Raw genomic sequence first — 21,073 nt, 5'->3', positions numbered from 1 at the left:
GCGTCGCAAGCGGTGGCAGCACCCTGCCCGTCCGCTTAGACCGCGCTTGCGGCGGCAAAGCCCCGTTCGATATCGGCCTTGAGGTCGGCCACGTCCTCGATGCCGATTTGCAGGCGGATGACCGGGCCGTCGGTCGGGGCTTTGGCGACCGTACGATCTTTGAGATTCGCATTCAGGGCAAGGCTTTCAAAGCCGCCCCAGGAATAGCCGAGACCGAAAATTCTCAGCGCATCGAGGAAAGCATGCGCCTTTGCCTTGAACTTGTCGGGGCTGTCTGCCGCGAGCACGAAGGAGAAGATGCCGCTGGCACCCTTGAAATCGCGCTTCCAGATATGGTGAGAGGGGAAACTCGGCAAGGCCGGATGGAGGACACGCGCGACATCCTCCCTGCCCTCCAGCCACTCCGCAATCGCCAGCGCGCTTTCGTAGTGCCGCTCGAGGCGCAGGCCCATGGTGCGCAGTCCGCGCAAGATCTGGTAGGCATCGTCAGGCGCGCCGCAAATGCCGAGTACACCGTTTGCCTCCTTCAGCCTCGGCCAATGTTCGGCATTGGCCGAAACCGTCCCGAGCAGAATGTCGGAATGGCCGGAAGGATATTTGGTCGATGCATGGATGGAGATGTCGACGCCATGATCGAGCGGCTTGAAATAGAGCGGCGTCGCCCAGGTATTGTCCATCATGACGACGGCGCCGTGGCGGTGCGCAACCGCCGAGATCGCCGGAATATCCTGCATTTCGAAGGTATTGGAGCCGGGAGCCTCGGTATGGACGAGCTTGGTATTCGGCCGGAACAGCGCTTCGATGCCGGCGCCGATCCCCGGATCGTAATATTCGACCTCGACCCGAGGCGCTTCAGCATCGTATCGCAGAAATGGCGCGTCGGGCCGTAGACCGAATCGACGACGAGCGCATGATCGCCGGCGGCGACGAAACCCAGGAACGGAATGGTGACAGCCGCAAGCCCCGAGGGCACGAGGATCGTGCCGGCCGAACCTTCGAGCGCGTCGATCGCCTCGCAGAGCGCGTCCGTCGTCGGGGTGCCCCGCGTTCCGTAGGTATATTTCTGTGCGTGCGTCTCCATCGTCCGCGCATTCGGAAACAGCACCGTCGAAGCATGCACGACCGGCGGATTGACGAAGCCGTGATAATCGAACGGGTCATTGCCGATATGGGTCAGGCGGGTATTGATGCCGGCGTTCTCAAGCAAGCTGTCTTTGTCTTTCATGTCGGAAATAGCCTTTGGCGAAGGGTCGCGAAACCAAACCTTTGGACGCCCGGCCCGCTCCGGTCAACCCCTCGGCGATGGCTGGCATGCGGCGGAATTTTATGATTTTCGCGTTATTTTTCCGCAACCGGACGCCTATTTCGTAGCCAGTCGCCCAGGAATGCAGCCCAATCTGCCAAAATTCTGAATTTTGCCGCAATTATTGATGGCGACACTTGACCATAGTGACATTTGCGACTGTGATAGACCTACTCGCGCCGGGAGGGTGTCGAGGCACATGGGGGCGGCAGGTTTTTCCGCCGGGACTCCCCACAAGAAAATATAAGACAACGGAAAAGGTTGGGAAAAAATGACGAACAAGCTTCTGTCCGCCGCTCTCGGCGCAGCAGTTTTGGCACTTGGCGCCTCGGCCGCCTCGGCCACCACTCTCGGAGACGTCAAAGCAAAGGGTTTCATCCAGTGCGGCGTCAATACGGGCCTGGCCGGCTTTGCCGCGCCTGACGCTTCCGGCAATTGGGCCGGCTTCGACGTCGACTTCTGCAAGGCAGTCTCTGCGGCCGTCTTCGGCGACCCCACCAAGGTAAAATTCACCCCCCTCAGCGCCGCCAATCGCTTCCCGGCCCTTCAATCTGGTGAGATCGATGTGCTCGCCCGTAATACGACCTGGTCGATCAACCGCGATACGGCACTCGGCCTGAACTTTCGCTTCGTCAACTACTATGACGGCCAGGGCTTCATGGTCCGCAAGAGCCTGAACGTGAAGTCGGCGCTCGAACTCTCCGGCGCGTCCGTTTGTGTGCAGTCGGGCACGACCACCGAGCTCAACCTCGCTGACTACTTCAAGGCAAACAACCTTCAGTACAATCCGGTCGTCTTCGAAAAGCTGGACGAGGTCAATGCCGCCTATGATGCCGGCCGCTGCGACGTCTATACGACCGACCAGTCGGGTCTCTATTCGCTGCGTCTGACGCTGAAGAACCCGGACGAACATGCGATCCTGCCGGAAATCATCTCCAAGGAGCCGCTCGCCCCGGCCGTTCGCCAGGGTGACGACCAGTGGTTCGATATCGTCAGCTGGGTTGGCTATGCCATGATCAACGCTGAAGAATTCGGCATCACTCAGGCGAATGTCGACGAGATGAAGAACTCGCCGAACCCTGACATCAAGCGCTTCCTTGGCGTCGAAGCCGATACCAAGATCGGCACCGATCTCGGCCTGACCAACGACTGGGCCTACAACATCGTCAAGAACGTCGGCAATTACGGCGAAGTCTTCGAGCGCAACATCGGCCAGGGCAGCCCACTCAAGATCGCTCGCGGCCTCAACGCCCTGTGGAACAAGGGCGGCATTCAGTACGCTCCGCCGGTTCGCTGAGCGGCATCACGCATGAAGCCGGAAAGGCGGGCGACCGCCTTTCCTCCTCCAAATAAAAAAGCTCCGAAAAGGAGCGCATAACGGGGAATTGGCCAAGCATGACGCATCAGGCTTTGGATTCGACACGTTTATCCAAGAGCGGCTGGAGCCTTCAGTCCGCCCTCTACGACCCGATGATCCGGGGCATTTTCTTCCAGGTTATCACCATCGTACTACTGGTCACATTCGTCTGGTGGGTGGCGCACAACACCGCCGTCAATCTGGCGCGTGCCAATATCGCATCGGGCTTCGGCTTTCTGAACGGCCGCGCCGGCTTCGAGGTCGGCCAGTCGCTGATCGCCTACTCCAGCGATTCGACCTATGGCCGCGCGCTGGTCGTCGGCCTTCTGAATACGCTGCTGATCGCCGTTACCGGCATCATCACGGCCACCATCATCGGCTTCATCGTCGGCATTGGCCGCCTCTCGCGGAACTGGCTGATTGCCAAACTATGCACGGTTTATGTCGAAGTCTTCCGCAATATCCCGCCGCTGCTTGTGATCTTCTTCTGGTATTCGGGCGTTCTCGCGGTTCTGCCCAACGCACGCGAATCGCTGCACCTGCCGCTCGGCTCGTTTCTCAACAATCGCGGCCTTTCCTTCCCCAAGCCGATCTTCGGTGAAGGTTTCTGGCTCGTCGGCGTCGCCTTCGTCATCGCGATCATCGCCGTCATCGCGACGGCCCGATGGGCGCATCGCCGACAGGCAGCGACCGGTCAGCCGTTCCACACGATCTGGGTTTCGATCGGCTTGCTCATCGGCCTGCCGCTCGTTGCTTTCCTGATCGCTGGGGCACCGCTCTCCTTCGATTATCCGATCGCCGGCAAATTCAACCTCACCGGCGGCTCCGTCGTCGGGCCGGAGTTCATGTCCCTCTTCCTGGCGCTTTCATTCTATACCGCAGCCTTCATCGCCGAGATCGTGCGTGCGGGCATTCGCGGCGTGCCGAAGGGGCAGACGGAAGCTGCAGCCGCACTTGGGCTTCATCCCTCGTCGATCACCCGCCTGGTCGTCATTCCGCAGGCGTTCCGCATCATCATTCCACCGCTGAGCAGCCAGTATCTCAATCTCACCAAGAACTCGTCTCTGGCGATCGCCATCGGTTTTGCCGATCTCGTCGCCGTCGGCAGCACGACGCTGAACCAGACCGGCCAGTCCGTGGAGGTGATCCTGATCTGGATGGTCGTCTATCTCAGCCTCAGTATCGTGACCTCGCTGTTCATGAACTGGTTCAATGCCAAGATGGCGCTGGTGGAGAGATAAGATGAGCAACAGTTTCGTCAGAACCGCGATACTGGCGCCGGAGCCTCCTCCCTCGGGAGAAAAAGGCGCGGTTGCCTGGCTTCACCGTAACCTGCTTGCGACGCCAAAGGACATAATCCTTACAATCCTGGCGCTGGTCTTTCTCGCCTGGGCTCTGTTCCACGCGATCGACTGGCTGTTCGTGAAGGCCGTCTGGAGCGGGCCGGACCGCACCTTCTGCGCAACGACAGTTCAGGGCGGCATCCAGCCGGACGGCTGGAGCGGTGCCTGCTGGGCCTTCATCAACGCAAAGTTCGACCAGATCATCTACGGAAACTACACAGTCGACCAGCGCTGGCGGCCGACGCTGGTCGGCATTCTCTTCGTACTCCTGCTCGTGCCGATGCTCATCCCTTCCGCGCCGCGCAAGGGCCTGAACGCCATCCTGCTCTTCGGCGTGCTGCCGATCATTTCCATCTTTCTGCTTTACGGCGGATTTGGCCTGGAAATCGTCGAGACTCCGCGCTGGGGCGGACTGATGGTGACGCTGGTACTATCCTTCGTCGGCATCGCGGTCTCCTTCCCGCTCGGCATTGTCCTGGCGCTCGGCAGGCGCTCGCACATGCCTGTTATCCGCACGGTCTGCGTCATCTTCATCGAAGTCGTTCGCGGCGTGCCGCTGATCACGGTGCTCTTCATGGCGAGCGTCATGCTGCCGCTGTTCCTGCCGGCCGGCTGGACAGTCGACAAGCTGCTGCGCGCAATCGTCGGCGTATCGATCTTCGCCTCCGCCTATATGGCCGAGGTCATTCGCGGCGGCCTGCAGGCAATTCCGAAGGGGCAATTCGAAGGCGCCGATTCGCTCGGCCTCGGGTATTGGCAGAAGATGCGGCTGATCATCCTGCCGCAGGCGATCAAGCTGGTGATCCCCGGTATCGTCAATACCTGCATCGGCATGTTCAAGGACACGTCGCTGGTGTCGATCATCAGCATGTACGACCTGCTCGGCATCGTTCGTTTCCTCTTCACCGATCCGAACTGGGCCAGCGCGGTAACACCTCTGACGGGCTTGATTTTCGCCGGCTTCTCCTTCTGGCTGTTCTGCTTCGGCATGTCCCGCTATTCAGCATTCATGGAACGTCACCTCGATACCGGCCACAAAAGATAAGAAAAGGAACACACAATGGCAGAAGCACAGACAAAGAAGATGGCCGTGTCGGCAACCGAGGTCGCCATCGAGATCATCAACATGAACAAGTGGTACGGCGATTTTCACGTGCTGCGCGACATCAACCTCAAGGTCATGCGCGGCGAGCGCATCGTCATCGCCGGTCCGTCGGGCTCAGGCAAATCGACGATGATCCGCTGCATCAACCGGCTGGAGGAACATCAGAAGGGCAAGATCATCGTCGACGGCACGGAGCTTACCAACGATCTGAAGAAGATCGATGAGGTCAGGCGCGAAGTCGGCATGGTGTTTCAGCACTTCAACCTCTTCCCGCACCTGACGATCCTGGAAAACTGCACGCTGGCGCCGATCTGGGTGCGCAAGATGCCGAAGGCGCAGGCGGAAGAGATCGCCATGCACTTCCTGAAGCGCGTCAAGATCCCGGAGCAGGCCAACAAATATCCGGGCCAGCTCTCCGGCGGCCAGCAGCAGCGTGTGGCGATCGCCCGCTCGCTCTGCATGAACCCGAAGATCATGCTGTTCGACGAGCCGACCTCGGCGCTCGACCCCGAAATGATCAAGGAAGTGCTCGACACTATGGTGGGTCTCGCCGAAGAAGGCATGACCATGCTCTGCGTCACCCATGAAATGGGCTTCGCCCGCCAGGTCGCGAACCGCGTGATCTTTATGGACCAGGGCCAGATCGTCGAGCAGAATTCGCCCGCCGAGTTCTTCGACAATCCGCAGCACGAACGCACCAAGCTGTTCCTCAGCCAGATTCTGCACTGAGAGCGGTGCGAGCTTCTTGAAGACCCGCCGAGCGATGCTCGGCGGGTCTTTTTTTGTTCATAGGCGCATTCAGCGGGAGGCCGTCGTCCGCAGGAGCTGGCAGAGACCGGCAAGACCGGCGTCGGAGCCACCCGAGGCGGAGATATCGACGCAACGGATGAGGATCTTGCGTCGCTGATCGGCCGGCATGCTGCGGAAGGCCTCGAGGGTGCGAGCCTCAACCGGATCGGCCGCGGTATCCGGCGCAGCTGCCGTTGCCCCCTCACCTTTCGCACCACCGATAGCGAGATTGGCGTTGATGCCGTTAACGCCGCCAACCGAAGCCGTGGCTTGGGCATCGATCCCGCGGGAACGGCCTGTGCGTGCGTTGATATCGGCATTGAGCCCACGCCCACCGCCAAGCCTGGCCTTGGCGTTCGCCCCGAGAGCATCGCTGCCGCCGACACTGGCATTGACATCGGCATCGATACCTTGACCGCTGCCAGCACTGACAGTCGCATCGGCATTGAAGCCGTTCGAGCCGCCGACGGATGCATTGGCCGTTGCATCAGCGCCGCTTCTGACGCCGAGCGAGGCCCCGACATCGGCGCTGACGGCATTGCCTGCATTCACTGACACGCCGACATCGATCGCGAGTGCCTGACCTGCCGGCATCACTAGGACAGAACAGGCGGATGCAAACAGGGCAAGCGGCAGTCTGAGGTGCATATAAGTCATGATCTTCCTCCGTTTCTGGGCCGAACGACCGGTCCGGCAGCTGAAAATCGAGGAACGCGCGTACCTTCGATCGATTGGGCGCCTGCAGCGGCAGGACGCTCATGCAAAAGCAACGTCACGGGATTACGAATGTTTCCCCTCTCAGCGCGGCAACAGGGTTCCGCGGCCGACAATGATGTCTGATGGTTATCGCCATGTCAGTGGCGGCAGGCCCGACTGTGCCAAAGCCGAGCATTCGGCCGATCGCGCTGCCGTTGGATTTCGGTTTTCTGTCTTCGATGGAGGAGCAGAAATAACCTTCTCCCGCCGGCTCTGTGACGTCACGGGGCGGCTTGCCTGAAAGCGCGGGAAGCAATAATCTCGCATCGATTACTTCGGATAATCGACCATGGGAGATTGGCATCCAATGAGATTGATGGCGGTAGTAGGTCTTGTACTGAGTGTAGGCTGCATTTCGGCGGCGGAAGCCCCCTCGAACTATCAATCCTACCATGGCGGCATCCGGGTCGATACCGATCCGCTCCTCCTAGCCCGATACGATAGAGCGCTTCAGCGCTGCGTGCCGGAAGCCAACTCGTGGTTCAGAGGCTCGCCGGACCCGCAAAGCCTCCAATACAACGCGGCTCTCAGAAGCTGCCTCAACAGGTACAGCTTCCTCGACAGAGGGGTCCACGCCTATCCGATCCCTAAGGTCTACTTCGATCATTTCCTGGATCGCTGAGAAGAGTAGCAAAGAATTTCCGACGGCGAGGATGCGAAGCATTATCCCGCGGGCGCTTTGGCACGGCTGTTGGGAGGTGGAATGAAGATGTTGCAGCAGCACCGCTTCACGCCGAAGACGGCATGCAAACCATCGACAACCCGTTCGGCACGCGGTCGTCATTCATGCCTTACGTATGTTTCGTTACCGTTGCGGGCCATATCGACGACAGCCCTGGCGAAGCCGATGCTTGTCGGATCACATCGTCGTTGCGGCGACCGTCGATAACCTTCTACACAACGTCGCGAGCAAAATCAGGGACCCCTGCGGGCGTCCGATTTATACGATAAATATGGTGCATGCATCTCCCGCACCGGGTCGATTCAGGCCGAATCAGCCGACGGAGCACGCTCGATTCCTAGGCTCACGCCCTCCCGTAATAGCAATAATTAAGCCGAAAGTGGACAAAATAGCCAATTTCGGAAAAAAAAGTCGATTCCGCCTTTAGCGGGGGAATCCACTTATGCCCGCCGTGTTTTTCTAATGTTTTCAATGGGCATGCGTCGCTATGGTTGTAGAAAGAATAATTCTCGGCACGCGAGATATATATTCCGCCCCATTTTGGGCGACTCGAAATTCACCAAGTATTTCAAAATGTAACTTCGGATACATTTGGATAATGTGGCAGCAATATGGCTATGATTCTCAAGCACTTACTGTCGCGTTGCTGTTGCGCCCTCCAGAACCTAGTCCTATAACCCGTCGCCGTAACGACTGATTAGCTAAAATTAGTGATTGGTTAAATACAACGCTAAGGTTGAGGAACAAGACCATGACGACATACTACGTATCGGCGAGCAGCAGCGGCAGCGGTAACGGCAGTGCCTCGTCTCCTTTTCACACGATCAGCGAGGCAATGTCGGCGAACCTTAAGGCGGGCGACGAGGTCGTGGTGAAGCCAGGGACGTACAACGAGAGCATCAACTTCGACAAGGGCGGCTCGGCGGCAGCCGACATCACGCTACGCTCGGAAGTGCCCGGCGCAGCACTGATCCGGCCGCCCGCAGGCTCGTACACCGGGATCAGTGTCAACGCCAACTACGTGACAATCGACGGCTTCGACATTAAGGGCGGCACCGGTGACGGCATCGAAGCGAACAACGTCCATCACGTCTCAGTTCTGAACAACAAGGTCCACGACAGCGGGGAGTCGGGCATTCAGTTCAACTATTCGGACTTCATCAAAGTCGAAGGGAACGAGACCTACAATAACGCGTCGTCCGGCTGGTTCTCGGGCATCTCGCTCTACGAGAACCGGAACATCACCGGCGATACCTCGACGACCGGCTACCGGAATATCGTACAAAACAACATCTCGCACGACAACATCACGAAGTCGGGTGCGCACACCGATGGCAACGGCATCATCATCGACGATTTCCAGAGCACACAGACGGATGGTCATCCGAACTATACGTTCAAGACCCTTGTCGACAACAACCTGGTCTACGAGAACGGCGGCAAGGGCATCCAGGTAACCTGGAGCGACTCCGTCACGGTGACGAACAACACCGCCTACCACAACAATCAGGACGCACAGAACACCGGCACCTGGCGCGGCGAGCTCAGCAACTCGGCGTCGAACAACAACACCTGGGCCAACAACATCGCCGTAGCGGACCCATCGCTGAACAAGAACAACACTGCGATCGATAACACCTCGACCGACGGCCCCAACAGCAACGTCGTCTGGGCCAACAACATCACCTACAACGGCACGGCCGGCCAGGCCTCGGTCAAGACCGACGGCGGCAACGCAATGCCAAGCACGACGAACGGCAACCAGCTCGGCATCGACCCGAAATTCCTGGGGGCAGCGACCGGCAACTTCCACCTCGCCTCCGGCTCGGCGGCGATCGACCACGGTACCACCCAGTATGGCGTTGATACGGTCGATTTGGACGGCCACGCTCGCGTCGTAGGAACTGTCGATGTCGGTGCCTACGAATCCGGCTCCAGCTCTGCACCGGGAACCCCAACCACGCCGACGCAGCCGGGGACGCCAACCACCCCCACGCAGCCTGGGACGCCAACCACGCCCACGCAGCCGGGAACGCCGACTACACCGACGCAACCGGGTACACCTACCACGCCGACGAAAGAATACATCGGCACCAACGGCAACGACATCATGCCACACACCGGTCAGTCCAACGGCGGCAATGAAACCTTCAAGGGTCTCGGCGGTAATGACGTAGTGAAGGGCGGCGCCGGCGCGGACGTGCTCGACGGTGGCACCGGCAACGACACGGCCACTTATGAAGGCTCCTCCAGCGCGGTCAACGTTAACCTGGCGACTGGGGCCGCATCGGGCGGGCATGCCGCCGGTGACAAGATCGTCAGCATCGAAAACCTGACTGGCTCCAGCTACGACGACGTGCTGACCGGCGGCAATGGCGGCAGCAATATTCTCCATGGCGGGGCCGGCGCGGACAAGCTGAACGGCGGTGCCGGCGGGGACGTGCTCGACGGCGGTACCGGCAACGACACGGCCAGCTATGAGGGCTCCTCCAGCGCGGTCAAGGTCAACTTGGCGACTGGGGCCGCATCGGGCGGGTATGCCACCGGCGACAAGTTCATGAGCATCGAAAACCTGACTGGCTCCAGCTACAACGATGTGCTGACCGGCAATAGCGGCAGCAACGTTCTCCATGGCGGGGATGGAAAGGACATCCTGACCGGTGGCGCCAGCTCTGATACGTTCGCCTTCAATACACCGGCGGAAGCCGGGTCCGGCACGAACCGCGACATCATCACCGACTTCCAGAAAGGCATCGATAAGATCGACTTCTCGGCGATGGATGCGAATGGCTCCTTGCAGGGCACTGGAACCTTCCATTTCCAGGCGCAGGAGAATGCCCTTTTCGACCATAAGGCTGGCGCGCTCGCTTGGCACTATGACGACAAGGCCGGTGCTACCGTTATCCAGGGCGACCTGAACGGCGACGGCATTCATGACTTCGAGGTTCAACTGCATGGCCACGTCCAGCTGGCCGCAAGCGATCTGATCCTCTAACTATGTCAGTTGCGGCGGTCGTCCGATCGCCGCAACAATCGTACTAACGGCGCGCGGATGATCCCGCCGGGAGGGCTTGGCCCCACCGGCGGGATCATCCGCGCGCTGCGATTTTCGACAGGTGTCAGCCGGCGTTTCGTGGCGCAGCTTTGCGCGGGGCGGTAGCTGTCGCAGTTTGGTGTCGCCCGGGAGCGCCAGTCAGGCGCTCGGATCCCAAGGTCTCCGTCTATTCGTCGAACGGAGGGTCGTGGTGATCAAGGTGGCACGTCGTTCGTAGTGTTGAGAGATCAGTTCGAACAACAATTCCGCACCGGTCTAGCGGCCCGTGCTCCGTTTCCAAAAACAGATGGCCGGCTGCAAGCTGCTGATGGTCGACAAACCTCGAGAGCGGTATGAAGCCACTGGTCAGCCATATGATGGATGTCCGTGACGGCGCGCCGGCCGGCTGCGGTACGCGGAGTTGGCCGGACAGCGGTCGAAATGTGAACGCCCCGTGGCCGGCCTCTTCGGACTGGTCACGGGGAGTGGCAGGAAGCGAAGGAGAAGAGCGAGGCGGATGGAGCGATCGTCGCCAACATCGCCAGTTCGCTGCTGCAGCCGACACGATTCTACCGCGGCTTCTCCAAACCGTCGGAATAGCGGCTACGGCCGGCTGAACCCCATGACCATGCCCGACACCGCCGCCCTCCTCGAAGACGCCGCCGATCGGATCGCCGATATCTCACGAGCGGTCTTCAGATCATGCTCCGCCGCGCCGCCCTGCTCGTGCGCAACTCCGGCTCGATTGCCTTCGACGACGACATTGAAGAAGCCTTCCGGGTCTGTATTCGGTCTTTTTTCATTCTGAATAGCAGTTTGCTGAACGTTCCGGAAACGCCCTCCATCGGCGCCTGGGCGAGATAGCGAAGTGGATGGGGACTGCTCGATTGTTTGTCGGTATTTAATCGGCGATGGCCTTGGACACAAAACGATCGACAGCTTCGTGAACCTGGGGCGCCCGTTGCCGGATATCGCATGGCAATGCATGGCTTCCGAGTTTCCTCATAACTGCTATTGTGCCCCGCATGGTATTTCACTGCTGGCATACCGGAATGAGATAAATGGCTACAGATCACTATATCCCACAAAGCGTCCTGAGGCGTTTCGTCGAACGGGGCAGCCGCAACCTAAATGTTTTGGACAAATTGTCGGGAGTGATGTTCCACCCTACGGTCAAGGACTTCGGTATTGAGAACTACAACACGCTCTCAAACGACATGCGAACAGAGTTCCAAGGCGAGGATTTGCCGAACATTGAAACCACATTGAATTTAGAGTTCGAGGATCCGGCCGCTCCGCTATTTGAAAGGGTGGTGGAGAATTCATCGCTGGATAGTCTCACCCCAGATGAACGACAGGTCATCATTCGGTTTGTTGCGCTGCAATGGGTGCGCGCGCCGGGCAGAATCTTCGACATGCGTACACATCTTGCCAGGTCGTTTGGACGTGAAGAACCGAAGAGAAATCTCAAAGTTTTTGGAACGCCAAGCATCCCAGATCCGATACGTGACGTCGGGCTGTTGGGCATTCCGGTCGATACTGAAGGTTTAGCCAACGTACTGCGCCGCGCCCACTTGGCGCTGGCATTAGCGCCGGGTGACATCGCCGTAGTTGGTGACAATCCCGTTATCGCCCTATCCACTCTCGAATTCCCTGAATTTCTCTATGCTGCATTTTTGGTATCCGCTCCGGGTAGCGATGCGTTTCTACCAATATCGCCTCGCCACATCCTCTATCTTCACACTGACGTGGACGCCATCACAGGTACCTGCGGAAAGACGCTTCCGACGCCGCTTGGGCTTTCGATTGACGCAATGAACTATCTAAATGGCCTCCAGGGCAAAAACGCCGTGAAGTTCGTGGTGTTGCCACGCAAGGACCAGATAGAGACGTTAAAGGTCGAAATTGCCGAGGAACAAGCGCTACGATTTAATTTCAAGCGCGCCTTCGACTGATGTTGTGGCCTAACTCACTCGACCTCAAAAACCTCGGCATTATCCTTCACCTCGCTAAGCCCTCTGTAAGACGCGTGGCGAAGCTTCCCGTCATGCGTCCAGGCCCGATACTCGATTCGCGATCTCGGGCGCCGCGAAACTGAACAAGAACAGCCTACCCCCTCAAACCAAATCCGATGAGGGTTTCAGGTCGAAAAGCGAAACAAAAACAACGATCTAAAAAAAATGGTGGCGACCCCTGCAGGAATCGAACCTGCGACAACCTGCTTAGAAGGCAGGTGCTCTATCCAGCTGAGCTAAGGGGCCGTCTGCTCATCGCACTTAGCAGTGCGATCGGATGCGGCATATGTGGACGAGAAATGTCAGTGCGTCCAGGGCTGCGTGCGGGTATAGCGGAAATTATCCGGATAGGCCACGACCTGACGAGCCGGGTCCTTCGGCGCGATCACACGATATTCGATGCCATTGCGCTGGGCATAGGCTTCGGCGAGCGCCTGCGTTTCGAAAGTGAGCTTCACCTGCTGGCGCATGTCGCCGGAGGAGGTATAGCCCATGATCGGATCGATCTTGCGCGGCGACTCCTGATCGAATTCGAGAACCCAGAGGTGGGTCTTGGCCTTGCCGGACTGCATGGCGGTCTTGGCAGGACGATAGATCTTGGCAGACATGACTGCGGCGTCTCCGAATATATGGTCTCAATCCCGTCACCGGGCCTTTGCTCCGTCCGAGGATAAAGCAAAGAGATGAATTTTGCTTATCCGCGAATCCCCCGCTTTTCAAGAAAAAAGGCGGCGCATGCGGCCGCTGCCGGCTTCAGGCTCGAGAGGAGCGATAGTGTATGGAAACAGCGAAATCGACGATCAGGGCGGCTGTGGACATCCCCTCGCCCGACCAGCTTCACCGCGGTTTGAAATCGAAGCTATTTTTCGTCTGGGTTGCGCAATGTTACCGATTGTCTCATGTTGTGATTGCAACCTGATTGCCGCATGTCGCGCTCGGCACTAGTTTACGGCCCAATCAAGTTCAGTGGATTTGCACTCATGATGAGACGTTCGGCAGAGTTCAATGCCATTGTGATCGGGGCGGGCATTACGGCTTTCTTCTACGTTGCCATCAGCTACGCCCAATATATCGGCCTGCTCGGCCAGGGCTGAAGCAGCGCTCGTCCTCGCGCCTAGTTGCGCTCGGCGGGACGAACTGTCGGCAAATCAAGTTTTATGGATGTATCCACATACCAGGCGAGGAATCTCCTGCCAGGGCCAGATTATGGGGTTGCGAGGGCGAAGTGAACCGTGTATTCCCCCTGCCATTCACGGCACGGAGTGTAGCGCAGTCTGGTAGCGCATCTGGTTTGGGACCAGAGGGTCGGGAGTTCGAATCTCTCCACTCCGACCATTCAATATCCCGATAATTTTTAATTCATTGAGATCGGCACGATCGACCGCGGGCTCGGACTCTGCCGGCGTCACTTCGCCTTGCTTGTCGTTGTGGCGCTGACGATCCTGTCGCCCGGCTTGATTCCGAGCTTGCCGGCGATGCCGGCGTTGAGTTCCACGACATATTTCACATCACCCATCGAATCGATGATGTCGCGCGAATAGGGCTTGGCGTTTTCCTTGATGTGGTGGATCGTGCCGGTGTCGTCGGCAAAAAGCATGTCGAGCGGCAGGATGGTATTTTCCATCCACATGGCGACGCGCCTGGATTCGCCGAAATCGAAGATCATGCCGGCATCGTCGGCCATCGTCTTGCGAAACATCAGTCCGCGGGCCCGCTGGGCCTCGGTTGAGGCGATCTCAACGGTGAAATGCAGCATCTTGCCAGTTGCGGTCTGAATGAGCAGCGGCTCCTTGTCGAAGCGCATCTGCTCCTCGGCCAAAGCAGGCAGAGCGACCATGAAAAAAAGCGCCAGGACGGCGCTTCTCATCGCATGAAACAGGACGAGGCCGCGCATATCAGTGCGACCGGCTTGCCGGACTCGGAACATCTGGATGGATCTCTGCAGCCATCAGGCCCTTTTCGCCGTCGCCGAAGCGAACGAGGACGACCTGGCCAGGGCGCAACTCCGTCAGGCCGAAGCGGCGGAGCGTTTCCATGTGTACGAAGATATCTTCCGTACCCTCGCCGCGCGTCAGGAAGCCGAAGCCCTTGGTGCGATTGAACCACTTGACGAGGGCGCGCTCGAGCCCGCTCGTCGCGGTGACCTGCACATGCGTGCGCACCGGCGGCAGCTGCGAGGGATGAACCGCCGTCGACTGATCCATCGAGAGGATCTTGAAGGCCTGGTAGCCGCGCTCGCGGCGCTGGACGAGCGCGACGATGCGCGTTCCCTCAAGGATCGTCTGATAACCGTCGCGGCGCAGGCACGTCACATGTAGAAGAACATCCTGCATGCCGTTGTCGGGTACGATGAAGCCGAAACCCTTGGCGACGTCGAACCACTTGACGACGCCGGTGATTTCAACAAGATCGACCGCCTCTGCCGACAGCTCGTCGAGATCGGAGTATTCGTTCGATGAAATCCTATCAGCCATTTCGCCAGCCCCTCGAATACGCGTCACACTGTTACGGTTAACTGATTCTTGAAATCAAGATTAACATCTTGGTAACGGATAAGCGCAAGTCCTAGTTTTCGGTTATTCCCAGCTGCCCATTTTATAAAGATGACTTGCCCGAAGCTGACCTCGGCTCGCCGGAAAAAGCTAGCCCCAATAAAGGAGTAGATAGAATGCGTTATCTCCACACAATGGTTCGCGTCAAAGACCTGGACGCTTCACTCGCCTTTTATACCACGCTGTTCGGCCTGGAGGAGATTCGCCGCCACGAAAACGAGAAGGGCCGCTTCACCCTGGTTTTCCTGGCCGCCCGCGATGATCTCGACCGCGCGCGCAGCGAAAAGGCTCCTTGCCTCGAGCTTACCTACAACTGGGATACCGAGGATTATAGCGGAGGGCGCAATTTCGGCCACCTCGCCTATGAAGTGGACGACATCTATGCAACCTGCCAGAATCTGATGGACAACGGCATCACCATCAACCGGCCGCCGCGCGACGGAAACATGGCCTTCGTGCGCTCGCCGGACGGTATCTCGATCGAGATCCTGCAGAAGGGCAGCGCCCTTCCGGCTGCCGAGCCTTGGGCTTCCATGGGCAATACCGGCACCTGGTAAGGCTTTTCGCCGCAAGGCTTTTGCGAAGCTTGCGGCTTTTGCGATTTCGGGTCCGGCCGGCGCCTTGGCGCTTGCCGCGATCCGGGCTCGCAGGCAATCTCCACCCGACTCGAAGCGGAATATGGCTTTTTGCCCGTTTTCCGCGTCCACTGGAGACTGCTCGCTTGCGTAATACTGAGCTGCGGATGCCCCTGGCGGGCGCTTTGCTGATCGCCTCCTCGGTGTTGGGGCTGTCCGGCTGCGTATCGGACAAAAAGACACTCGATTCCGCCGCGGCAACTCCGGCGGCACAGGCTGCAACGTCTCCGACATCTGAGCTCGCAACGGCTGCACCCGCAAAATCCGCCCCGCGCTCGGTCTATAGCGACCCGCAAGTCGTCAATGTTTCCGGCGCCCAAGCCGCGCCTCAGGTTGTCGCGCAAAACCCGAACGCCGCCTCGTCGGCAGATCCCGCAACTGCAGCGCCCGCCAATATCGGTGGGCTCGTCATGCAATCGACCCGGATCAACGCACAGGCGATGAGCATCTTTTCGGATCATCAACCCGCACCGCAGAACAACAGCACATCCACCATCATTCAGCCGCAGGCCTATGCGCCGGTGGGAGGTGCCGCACCTGGAAGAAGCAGCGTCTACAGCCAGCCTACCGCCCCAGCGCAGCCAACGGAACCGGTGCTGCCGCAGCAATCCTCGCAGAATACCAGCACGCAGGTTGCACCGATTCAAACCGCATCGCTGGCGACCGGCAGCATTCCGACCTCGACCGTGAATGCGCTCTACAGCGCTCCGAAGCAGAATTTGCTCGACAGCCTTTCCGGCCTCTTGCACAAGGCGGCCCTTCCCGGCATGACGCGCATCGCGCCGAACGGGCTGCATCTTCAGAACGACAATGTCGAGGTCGGCTGCTTCAAGCCCGACCTGTTGAAAGTGATCAAGACGGTCGAAACCCATTTCGGCCGGCCCGTCGTTGTCACCTCGGGCTATCGCGACGAGGAGCATAACCGCCTGGTCGGCGGCGCTGACGAATCGATGCACAAGAGCTGTGAGGCGGCCGACATCCAGATCGACGGCGTCTCGAAATGGGATATCGCCACCTATATCCGCTCGCTGCCGGACCGCGGTGGCGTTGGCACCTATTGCCACACGGATTCGGTCCATCTCGACACCGGCAAAACGCGCGACTGGAACTGGGGCTGCGGCGGCAAACGCGCGCCGATAGCGACTGCAAGAGCGATCTGATCCCAGAGGAATGGAAGGGCTAACGCAACGTCAGCCCTGTCTCATGGGCCTGCGGCAACTCCCACAAACTGTTGATTCGGCTATCCTAATCCCGAAAAATGTACCAGCCGAAATATATGTCATTTTTTTGAAAAAAATCGAATTTGCCGCTTGCGGGATCGGAAGTGCCTGACTATAAGGGCGCCACCACGAAGGAAGCGCCCTTCGTCTATCGGTTAGGACACCAGATTTTCATTCTGGGAAGAGGGGTTCGACTCCCCTAGGGCGTGCCACTTTCTCTCCCCACGGAAACCATCGCATCCGCTTGCAGAAGCTTATGCACGCTCCTATTTTAACGAAGTTGGCTTGCGCCCTTCGTCTATCGGTTAGGACGACAGATTCTCATTCTGTAAAGAGGGGTTCGACTCCCCTAGGGCGTACCATCTCGCCTGTGTAAACCTGTCAAATCTGTGCAGTGCGCTTGGCCTTTTTCAGTTTCGCCGCATGGCGAAACCATGATTTTCCACAGCAGCAAAAAAATCGGCGAAAACGATGATTTTTTCGCATCTTGGCGCTTGCGGCTTTCGAAGGTGCTGACTATAAGGGCGCCACCACGAAGGAAGCGCCCTTCGTCTATCGGTTAGGACACCAGATTTTCATTCTGGGAAGAGGGGTTCGACTCCCCTAGGGCGTGCCACTTCTTCTCTCTAAATCCCATATCTTTCAGATGCTTGCGTGACGATCCTATTTCGCAGGCGCTGCATCGCAGACGCGCAGCTGGATGCGGCGTGCGCCCTGGTAATGATCGGCGCCCAGGGAGCCTGCGACATGGAGACTTGCGCCTCGCGAATTGAGCAGCAGACCTCCGAGAGCCGTATCGGCGGCGCGAAAGGCGATGCCATCCAGCCGCGATCCGTCCATTGCCTCCAGCGTTACCTTCACATGCTTCTCGCCGACCAGGCGCGCGTCGCGCACGCGATGGGCCGGCACGGCAAAGAGCGGTTGTGCGTGGCCTGAGCCGTAGGGGCCGGCAGCCTCCAGACGATCGATAAGTTCGAGGGTTGCACCGCTCGCGCCGATCGCACCATCGATCTTGAGCGTCTCGTTGGCGACAAGGTTTGCCACCGTTCTTTCGGCCTTCTCCGTGAAAAAAGTCCTCAGCCGGCCGAGATGGTCGCGCTCGACCGTCAATCCCGCGGCCATGGCATGCCCGCCGCCCTTGACGAGTATTCCCTCGTCGACCGCCGCCCGCACCATCCTGCCCATGTCGAAGCCGTTGATGGAGCGGCCCGAGCCGGTGCCGCGGCCGGAAGGATCGAAGGCGATCGCGAAGGCCGGCCGTTTGAACTTTTCCTTCAACCGTGCGGCGATCAGCCCGACGATACCGGGATGCCATTTCTCATGGGCCGTGACGATGACGGACGCGCCCTCGCCGTCGCCATATTCGGCGAGCGCTTCGGCTTCCGCCTCCTGCAGCATCATCGCCTCCATCGCCTGACGCTCACGGTTGAGTTCGTCGAGGCGCTGCGCGATCATTTCAGCCTCTCCCGCATCGTCAAGCGTCAGCAGGCGGCTTCCGAGCGCCGCGTCGCCGATCCGCCCCCCGGCATTGATGCGCGGGCCAATGAGGAAGCCGAAATGATAGGGCGTGACAGGGCCGGCAAGCCCAGCCTTGCGGAAGAGTGCGGCAAGGCCGGCATTGCTCTGGTGCCGGGCGGCAACCAGCCCCTTCACGACATAAGCGCGGTTGAGGCCCTTCAAGGGCACGACATCGCAGACCGTCGCAAGCGCCACGATGTCAAGCCATTGCAGCAAGTCGAGCGCCAGGATGCGCTTGTTCCCGGCCGCGCGCAGCAGCCGCAATGTCGCGACCAGCACCATGAAGACGACGCCCGCAGCACAAAGATGCCCCTGCCCCGAGAGATCATCCTCACGATTCGGATTGACGAGCGCATGGCAGGGCGGCAGCTCATGTGTCACCTGGTGGTGATCAATGACGACGACATCGATATTGCGCGCGGCAGCGGCTGCAAGCGCCTCGTGACTGGTGGAGCCGCAATCGACGGTGACGATCAGTTGAGCGCCATTGTCGATCAACTGATTGATTGCCGCCGGATTGGGGCCGTAGCCTTCGAAGATGCGGTCGGGAATATAGATGTTCGCCTTGACGCCGAAATGGCTGAGAAAGCGGAACATCAGCGCCGACGAGGCCGCACCATCGACGTCGTAGTCGCCGAAGATTGCGACATTCTCCCCGCGCTCGATCGCGCGCACGAGACGGACGGCCGCCTTTTCGCAATCGGTCAGTGTATGGGGATCGGGCATCAGGCCGCGGATCGTCGGATCGAGAAACTCGATCGCCTCGTCCACCGTCACGCCGCGCCCCGCCAATACGCGGGCGATCAGATCCGGCAATCCGTGAATCTGCGACATGGCCAGCGCGCGATTCTGCCCGGCCTGATCGAGCCGCGCGACCCAGCGATTGTCGAGCGCGGATTTCTCCACGCCGAGAAACGCGCGCTGTACGGGATCGACGAGATCTGCCATGCCAAACTCCGCTGACTTTATCTGCTCTTTCTACAGGAGCAGCGGAGATAACATAGCGAGGAGTTCGCAGACACGGATTTTTACCAGAACACGGCCCAGACGATCAGGGCGATGCCGGCGAGTTGCACCAGCAGGACCGAAAACAGCGTCAGCAAAATGGCCCAGTTGCGGCCTGGCGTGTATTCGTCGCCGTCAAGCTCATCTTGAGGATCTTTGCGAATCTCACTGTGGATCGGCTCGAGGATTTGCTCAAGCATATTGGGATGGTCTGGCGGCGCCTCGCCCGGGCGGCCATACCCCTTCCCGGCATGGCTGTCCTTGCTCATGAAACTCTCCCGCCGACGACTCACCATCTCCGGTTTTATTTATATCAATATTTCGGTATCTGTTAATATAGACTTCCGTAAGGGAATGTTAAACAGATAACAGAAAAAACCGCCCTGCCAGAGACAGGGCGGCATCCGTCCCACTTCAGGATAAGGGCTCAGCCTTCCTCTTTGGGCCGCTCGATGCGAATAACCTGCGGCTCGCCGAAAAGATAACCCTCCGACTTGATCGAGGCGACGGCTTTGCGCACCGACTCTTCCGTCGTCGCGTGAGTGACGAGAATGATCGTCTGATGGTGCGAAGGCGCCAGATGCTGCTTGGAGCGCTGGACGATCGATTCCAGCGAGATGTGGTTTTCGGCCATGCGGGTTGCGACGCTTGCGAAGACGCCGGTGCGGTCGAGCACGGTGAGACGGATGAAATAGCCGCCCTCGTGGCTCTGCATCCGTGCCTTGCGGTAGGGCTCCAGCGCCGCTGCGGGATGGCCGAGCACCGGTACGCGCTGGGCGCCCGGCTGGCTCTTGGCAATGTCGGCGATATCGCCGAGGACCGAAGAAGCCGTCGCATTGCCGCCGGCGCCGGGGCCGACCATCAACAGTTCGCCGAGCACATCGGATTCGATCGCCACCGCATTGGTGACGCCGTCGACCTGGGCGATGACCGAATCGACCGGTACCATGGTTGGATGCACACGCTGCTCGATGCCGGTATCGGTGCGCTGGGCGACGCCGAGCAGCTTGATGCGATAGCCGAGCTCGGCGGCGGCGTGGATGTCCTCGATCGAGATATTGGTGATGCCTTCGAGATAGATGTCGTCGGCCGCAATGCGGTTGCCGAAGGCGAGCGTCGTCAGGATGGCAAGCTTATGGGCGGTATCGTTGCCCTCGATGTCGAAGGCGGGATCGGCTTCGGCATAACCCAGCCGCTGCGCTTCCTTGAGGCATTCTGCGAAGGGAAGCCCTTCCTTCTCCATCTTGGTCAGGATGTAATTGCAGGTGCCGTTCATGATGCCGTAGATGCGCGAGACGGCATTGCCTGTCAGCGATTCGCGCAGCGCCTTGATGACGGGGATACCGCCGGCGACCGCCGCTTCGAAATTCAGTAGCGAGCCCTTCTCTTCCGCGATCATCGCAAGCTCGACGCCGTGATAGGCAAGCAGCGCCTTGTTGGCTGTCACCACATGGAGACCACGCTGGAGCGCTGTTCGCACCGAGACGTTGGCGGCCCCTTCGGCCCCGCCCATCAGCTCGACGAAGACGTCGATATCGCCCTTTTCGGCCAGATCCTCAGGCCGATCGAACCAGGTGACAGCGGAGAGATCGACGCCTCGGTCCCGCGTTTTGTCGCGCGCGGAAACCGCGGTGATCGTAATCGGACGCCCGCAGGTGACGGCAAGCTCGTTGCTCTTCTGCTGAATGATGCGGACGAGTGAAGCGCCAACGGTGCCCAAGCCCGCAATGCCGATTTTGAGGGCATCTGCCATGGATCG

16 protein-coding genes, 5 tRNA genes and 5 pseudogenes are annotated in these 21,073 nt (G+C 59.4%); 15 read left to right on the top strand and 11 right to left on the bottom strand.

The window, feature by feature from the left end:
• Positions 1-35: 35 nt before the first annotated feature.
• Positions 36-1,225, bottom strand: a pseudogene (locus NE852_RS09640) (cystathionine beta-lyase).
• A gap of 349 nt (positions 1,226-1,574) precedes the next feature.
• Here NE852_RS09640 and NE852_RS09635 point away from each other — a divergent pair.
• The 4 genes from NE852_RS09635 to NE852_RS09620 all read left to right on the top strand — a co-directional run bounded on the left by NE852_RS09635 (position 1,575) and on the right by NE852_RS09620 (position 5,837).
• Positions 1,575-2,600: an amino acid ABC transporter substrate-binding protein gene (locus NE852_RS09635; protein WP_008526957.1), complete on the top strand. Its 1,026-nt coding sequence runs from the start codon at positions 1,575-1,577 to the stop codon at positions 2,598-2,600.
• A gap of 98 nt (positions 2,601-2,698) precedes the next feature.
• Complete coding sequence (locus NE852_RS09630) at positions 2,699-3,901, top strand: amino acid ABC transporter permease (RefSeq protein ID WP_008526959.1); 1,203 nt, start codon at positions 2,699-2,701, stop codon at positions 3,899-3,901.
• A 1-nt stretch (position 3,902) separates the two neighbouring features.
• Complete coding sequence (locus NE852_RS09625) at positions 3,903-5,048, top strand: amino acid ABC transporter permease (protein ID WP_008526961.1); 1,146 nt, start codon at positions 3,903-3,905, stop codon at positions 5,046-5,048.
• A gap of 15 nt (positions 5,049-5,063) precedes the next feature.
• A complete protein-coding gene (locus tag NE852_RS09620; RefSeq protein WP_008526963.1) occupies positions 5,064-5,837 on the top strand; it encodes an amino acid ABC transporter ATP-binding protein in 774 nt (257 codons plus the stop codon).
• Positions 5,838-5,906: 69 nt separating this feature from the next.
• Here the strand turns inward: NE852_RS09620 and NE852_RS09615 are convergent, their stop codons facing one another.
• Positions 5,907-6,554: a hypothetical protein gene (locus tag NE852_RS09615; RefSeq protein WP_258156449.1), complete on the bottom strand. Its 648-nt coding sequence runs from the start codon at positions 6,552-6,554 to the stop codon at positions 5,907-5,909.
• Positions 6,555-6,960: 406 nt separating this feature from the next.
• On the opposite strand from NE852_RS09615, the gene NE852_RS09610 reads away from it, so the two are divergent.
• Both NE852_RS09610 and NE852_RS09605 read left to right on the top strand, forming a co-directional pair.
• Positions 6,961-7,275, top strand: coding sequence for a hypothetical protein (locus NE852_RS09610; RefSeq protein ID WP_008526967.1), 315 nt, complete (start codon positions 6,961-6,963; stop codon positions 7,273-7,275).
• Positions 7,276-8,086: 811 nt separating this feature from the next.
• Entirely contained in the window at positions 8,087-10,330 is a 2,244-nt protein-coding gene (locus NE852_RS09605) for a M10 family metallopeptidase C-terminal domain-containing protein (protein WP_008526977.1), read from the top strand.
• 229 nt (positions 10,331-10,559) lie between these two features.
• Here the strand turns inward: NE852_RS09605 and NE852_RS09600 are convergent.
• A pseudogene (locus NE852_RS09600) lies at positions 10,560-10,645 on the bottom strand (AAA family ATPase); the annotation flags it as partial.
• Between the two features lie 207 nt (positions 10,646-10,852).
• Between NE852_RS09600 and NE852_RS09595 the strand changes: the two are divergent.
• From NE852_RS09595 to NE852_RS09585, 3 genes and pseudogenes are all read left to right on the top strand, one after another.
• Positions 10,853-10,969: pseudogene (locus NE852_RS09595) on the top strand (NIPSNAP family protein); the annotation flags it as partial.
• A 22-nt stretch (positions 10,970-10,991) separates the two neighbouring features.
• Positions 10,992-11,149 (top strand): annotated as a pseudogene (locus tag NE852_RS09590) (CopG family transcriptional regulator); the annotation flags it as partial.
• 281 nt (positions 11,150-11,430) lie between these two features.
• Positions 11,431-12,324, top strand: coding sequence for a DUF4238 domain-containing protein (locus NE852_RS09585; protein ID WP_008526981.1), 894 nt, complete (start codon positions 11,431-11,433; stop codon positions 12,322-12,324).
• A gap of 14 nt (positions 12,325-12,338) precedes the next feature.
• On the opposite strand, the pseudogene NE852_RS09580 reads toward NE852_RS09585, so the two are convergent.
• From NE852_RS09580 to NE852_RS09570, 3 genes and pseudogenes are all read right to left on the bottom strand, one after another.
• Positions 12,339-12,446 (bottom strand): annotated as a pseudogene (locus NE852_RS09580) (ATP-dependent DNA ligase); the annotation flags it as partial.
• Positions 12,447-12,553: 107 nt separating this feature from the next.
• Positions 12,554-12,630, bottom strand: a tRNA-Arg gene (locus tag NE852_RS09575).
• 56 nt (positions 12,631-12,686) lie between these two features.
• Complete coding sequence (locus NE852_RS09570; RefSeq protein WP_008526983.1) at positions 12,687-12,992, bottom strand: ETC complex I subunit; 306 nt, start codon at positions 12,990-12,992, stop codon at positions 12,687-12,689.
• A 650-nt stretch (positions 12,993-13,642) separates the two neighbouring features.
• On the opposite strand from NE852_RS09570, the gene NE852_RS09565 reads away from it, so the two are divergent.
• A tRNA-Pro gene (locus tag NE852_RS09565) sits at positions 13,643-13,719 on the top strand.
• 70 nt (positions 13,720-13,789) lie between these two features.
• Here NE852_RS09565 and NE852_RS09560 read toward each other — a convergent pair.
• Both NE852_RS09560 and NE852_RS09555 read right to left on the bottom strand, forming a co-directional pair.
• Positions 13,790-14,278 (bottom strand): DUF192 domain-containing protein, encoded by a 489-nt coding sequence (locus NE852_RS09560; protein WP_008526996.1) that lies wholly within the window; start codon positions 14,276-14,278, stop codon positions 13,790-13,792.
• A gap of 1 nt (position 14,279) precedes the next feature.
• Positions 14,280-14,858 (bottom strand): cold-shock protein, encoded by a 579-nt coding sequence (locus NE852_RS09555; RefSeq protein WP_008526998.1) that lies wholly within the window; start codon positions 14,856-14,858, stop codon positions 14,280-14,282.
• A gap of 194 nt (positions 14,859-15,052) precedes the next feature.
• Here NE852_RS09555 and gloA point away from each other — a divergent pair, with 194 nt between their 5' ends.
• From gloA to NE852_RS09530, 5 genes are all read left to right on the top strand, one after another.
• On the top strand, positions 15,053-15,493 hold the full coding sequence (gene gloA / locus NE852_RS09550; RefSeq protein ID WP_008527000.1) for a lactoylglutathione lyase: 441 nt from the start codon (positions 15,053-15,055) through the stop codon (positions 15,491-15,493).
• 185 nt (positions 15,494-15,678) lie between these two features.
• Entirely contained in the window at positions 15,679-16,731 is a 1,053-nt protein-coding gene (locus NE852_RS09545) for a D-Ala-D-Ala carboxypeptidase family metallohydrolase (RefSeq protein ID WP_008527002.1), read from the top strand.
• Between the two features lie 197 nt (positions 16,732-16,928).
• Positions 16,929-17,003: transfer RNA gene (locus NE852_RS09540), tRNA-Glu, on the top strand.
• 75 nt (positions 17,004-17,078) lie between these two features.
• Positions 17,079-17,153: transfer RNA gene (locus NE852_RS09535), tRNA-Glu, on the top strand.
• A gap of 179 nt (positions 17,154-17,332) precedes the next feature.
• Positions 17,333-17,407: transfer RNA gene (locus NE852_RS09530), tRNA-Glu, on the top strand.
• Positions 17,408-17,454: 47 nt separating this feature from the next.
• Here NE852_RS09530 and recJ read toward each other — a convergent pair.
• The 3 genes from recJ to NE852_RS09515 all read right to left on the bottom strand — a co-directional run bounded on the left by recJ (position 17,455) and on the right by NE852_RS09515 (position 21,067).
• On the bottom strand, positions 17,455-19,257 hold the full coding sequence (gene recJ / locus NE852_RS09525; protein ID WP_008527012.1) for a single-stranded-DNA-specific exonuclease RecJ: 1,803 nt from the start codon (positions 19,255-19,257) through the stop codon (positions 17,455-17,457).
• Between the two features lie 80 nt (positions 19,258-19,337).
• Complete coding sequence (locus NE852_RS09520) at positions 19,338-19,583, bottom strand: hypothetical protein (RefSeq protein ID WP_258156448.1); 246 nt, start codon at positions 19,581-19,583, stop codon at positions 19,338-19,340.
• Positions 19,584-19,741: 158 nt separating this feature from the next.
• Positions 19,742-21,067, bottom strand: a complete 1,326-nt coding sequence (locus NE852_RS09515; RefSeq protein WP_258156447.1) for a homoserine dehydrogenase — start codon at positions 21,065-21,067, stop codon at positions 19,742-19,744.
• Between the last annotated feature and the right edge of the window lie 6 nt (positions 21,068-21,073).

The organism is Rhizobium sp. Pop5, from assembly GCF_024721175.1.
Classification (GTDB): Bacteria; Pseudomonadota; Alphaproteobacteria; order Rhizobiales; family Rhizobiaceae; genus Rhizobium.
This window is presented reverse-complemented; position numbering and strand designations above follow the sequence as displayed.

Bases quoted from the DNA above. Each gene is read 5' to 3' on its own strand.
- NE852_RS09620 (WP_008526963.1), top strand. From the start codon at position 5,064: ATGGCAGAAGCACAGACAAAGAAGATGGCCGTGTCGGCAACCGAGGTC.
- recJ (WP_008527012.1), bottom strand. From the start codon at position 19,257: ATGGCAGATCTCGTCGATCCCGTACAGCGCGCGTTTCTCGGCGTGGAG.
- NE852_RS09585 (WP_008526981.1), top strand. From the start codon at position 11,431: ATGGCTACAGATCACTATATCCCACAAAGCGTCCTGAGGCGTTTCGTC.
- NE852_RS09520 (WP_258156448.1), bottom strand. From the start codon at position 19,583: ATGAGCAAGGACAGCCATGCCGGGAAGGGGTATGGCCGCCCGGGCGAG.
- NE852_RS09515 (WP_258156447.1), bottom strand. From the start codon at position 21,067: ATGGCAGATGCCCTCAAAATCGGCATTGCGGGCTTGGGCACCGTTGGC.
- NE852_RS09630 (WP_008526959.1), top strand. From the start codon at position 2,699: ATGACGCATCAGGCTTTGGATTCGACACGTTTATCCAAGAGCGGCTGG.
- NE852_RS09545 (WP_008527002.1), top strand. From the start codon at position 15,679: ATGCCCCTGGCGGGCGCTTTGCTGATCGCCTCCTCGGTGTTGGGGCTG.
- NE852_RS09635 (WP_008526957.1), top strand. From the start codon at position 1,575: ATGACGAACAAGCTTCTGTCCGCCGCTCTCGGCGCAGCAGTTTTGGCA.
- NE852_RS09560 (WP_008526996.1), bottom strand. From the start codon at position 14,278: ATGCGCGGCCTCGTCCTGTTTCATGCGATGAGAAGCGCCGTCCTGGCG.
- NE852_RS09615 (WP_258156449.1), bottom strand. From the start codon at position 6,554: ATGACTTATATGCACCTCAGACTGCCGCTTGCCCTGTTTGCATCCGCC.
- NE852_RS09570 (WP_008526983.1), bottom strand. From the start codon at position 12,992: ATGTCTGCCAAGATCTATCGTCCTGCCAAGACCGCCATGCAGTCCGGC.
- NE852_RS09555 (WP_008526998.1), bottom strand. From the start codon at position 14,858: ATGGCTGATAGGATTTCATCGAACGAATACTCCGATCTCGACGAGCTG.
- NE852_RS09625 (WP_008526961.1), top strand. From the start codon at position 3,903: ATGAGCAACAGTTTCGTCAGAACCGCGATACTGGCGCCGGAGCCTCCT.
- NE852_RS09610 (WP_008526967.1), top strand. From the start codon at position 6,961: ATGAGATTGATGGCGGTAGTAGGTCTTGTACTGAGTGTAGGCTGCATT.
- NE852_RS09605 (WP_008526977.1), top strand. From the start codon at position 8,087: ATGACGACATACTACGTATCGGCGAGCAGCAGCGGCAGCGGTAACGGC.
- gloA (WP_008527000.1), top strand. From the start codon at position 15,053: ATGCGTTATCTCCACACAATGGTTCGCGTCAAAGACCTGGACGCTTCA.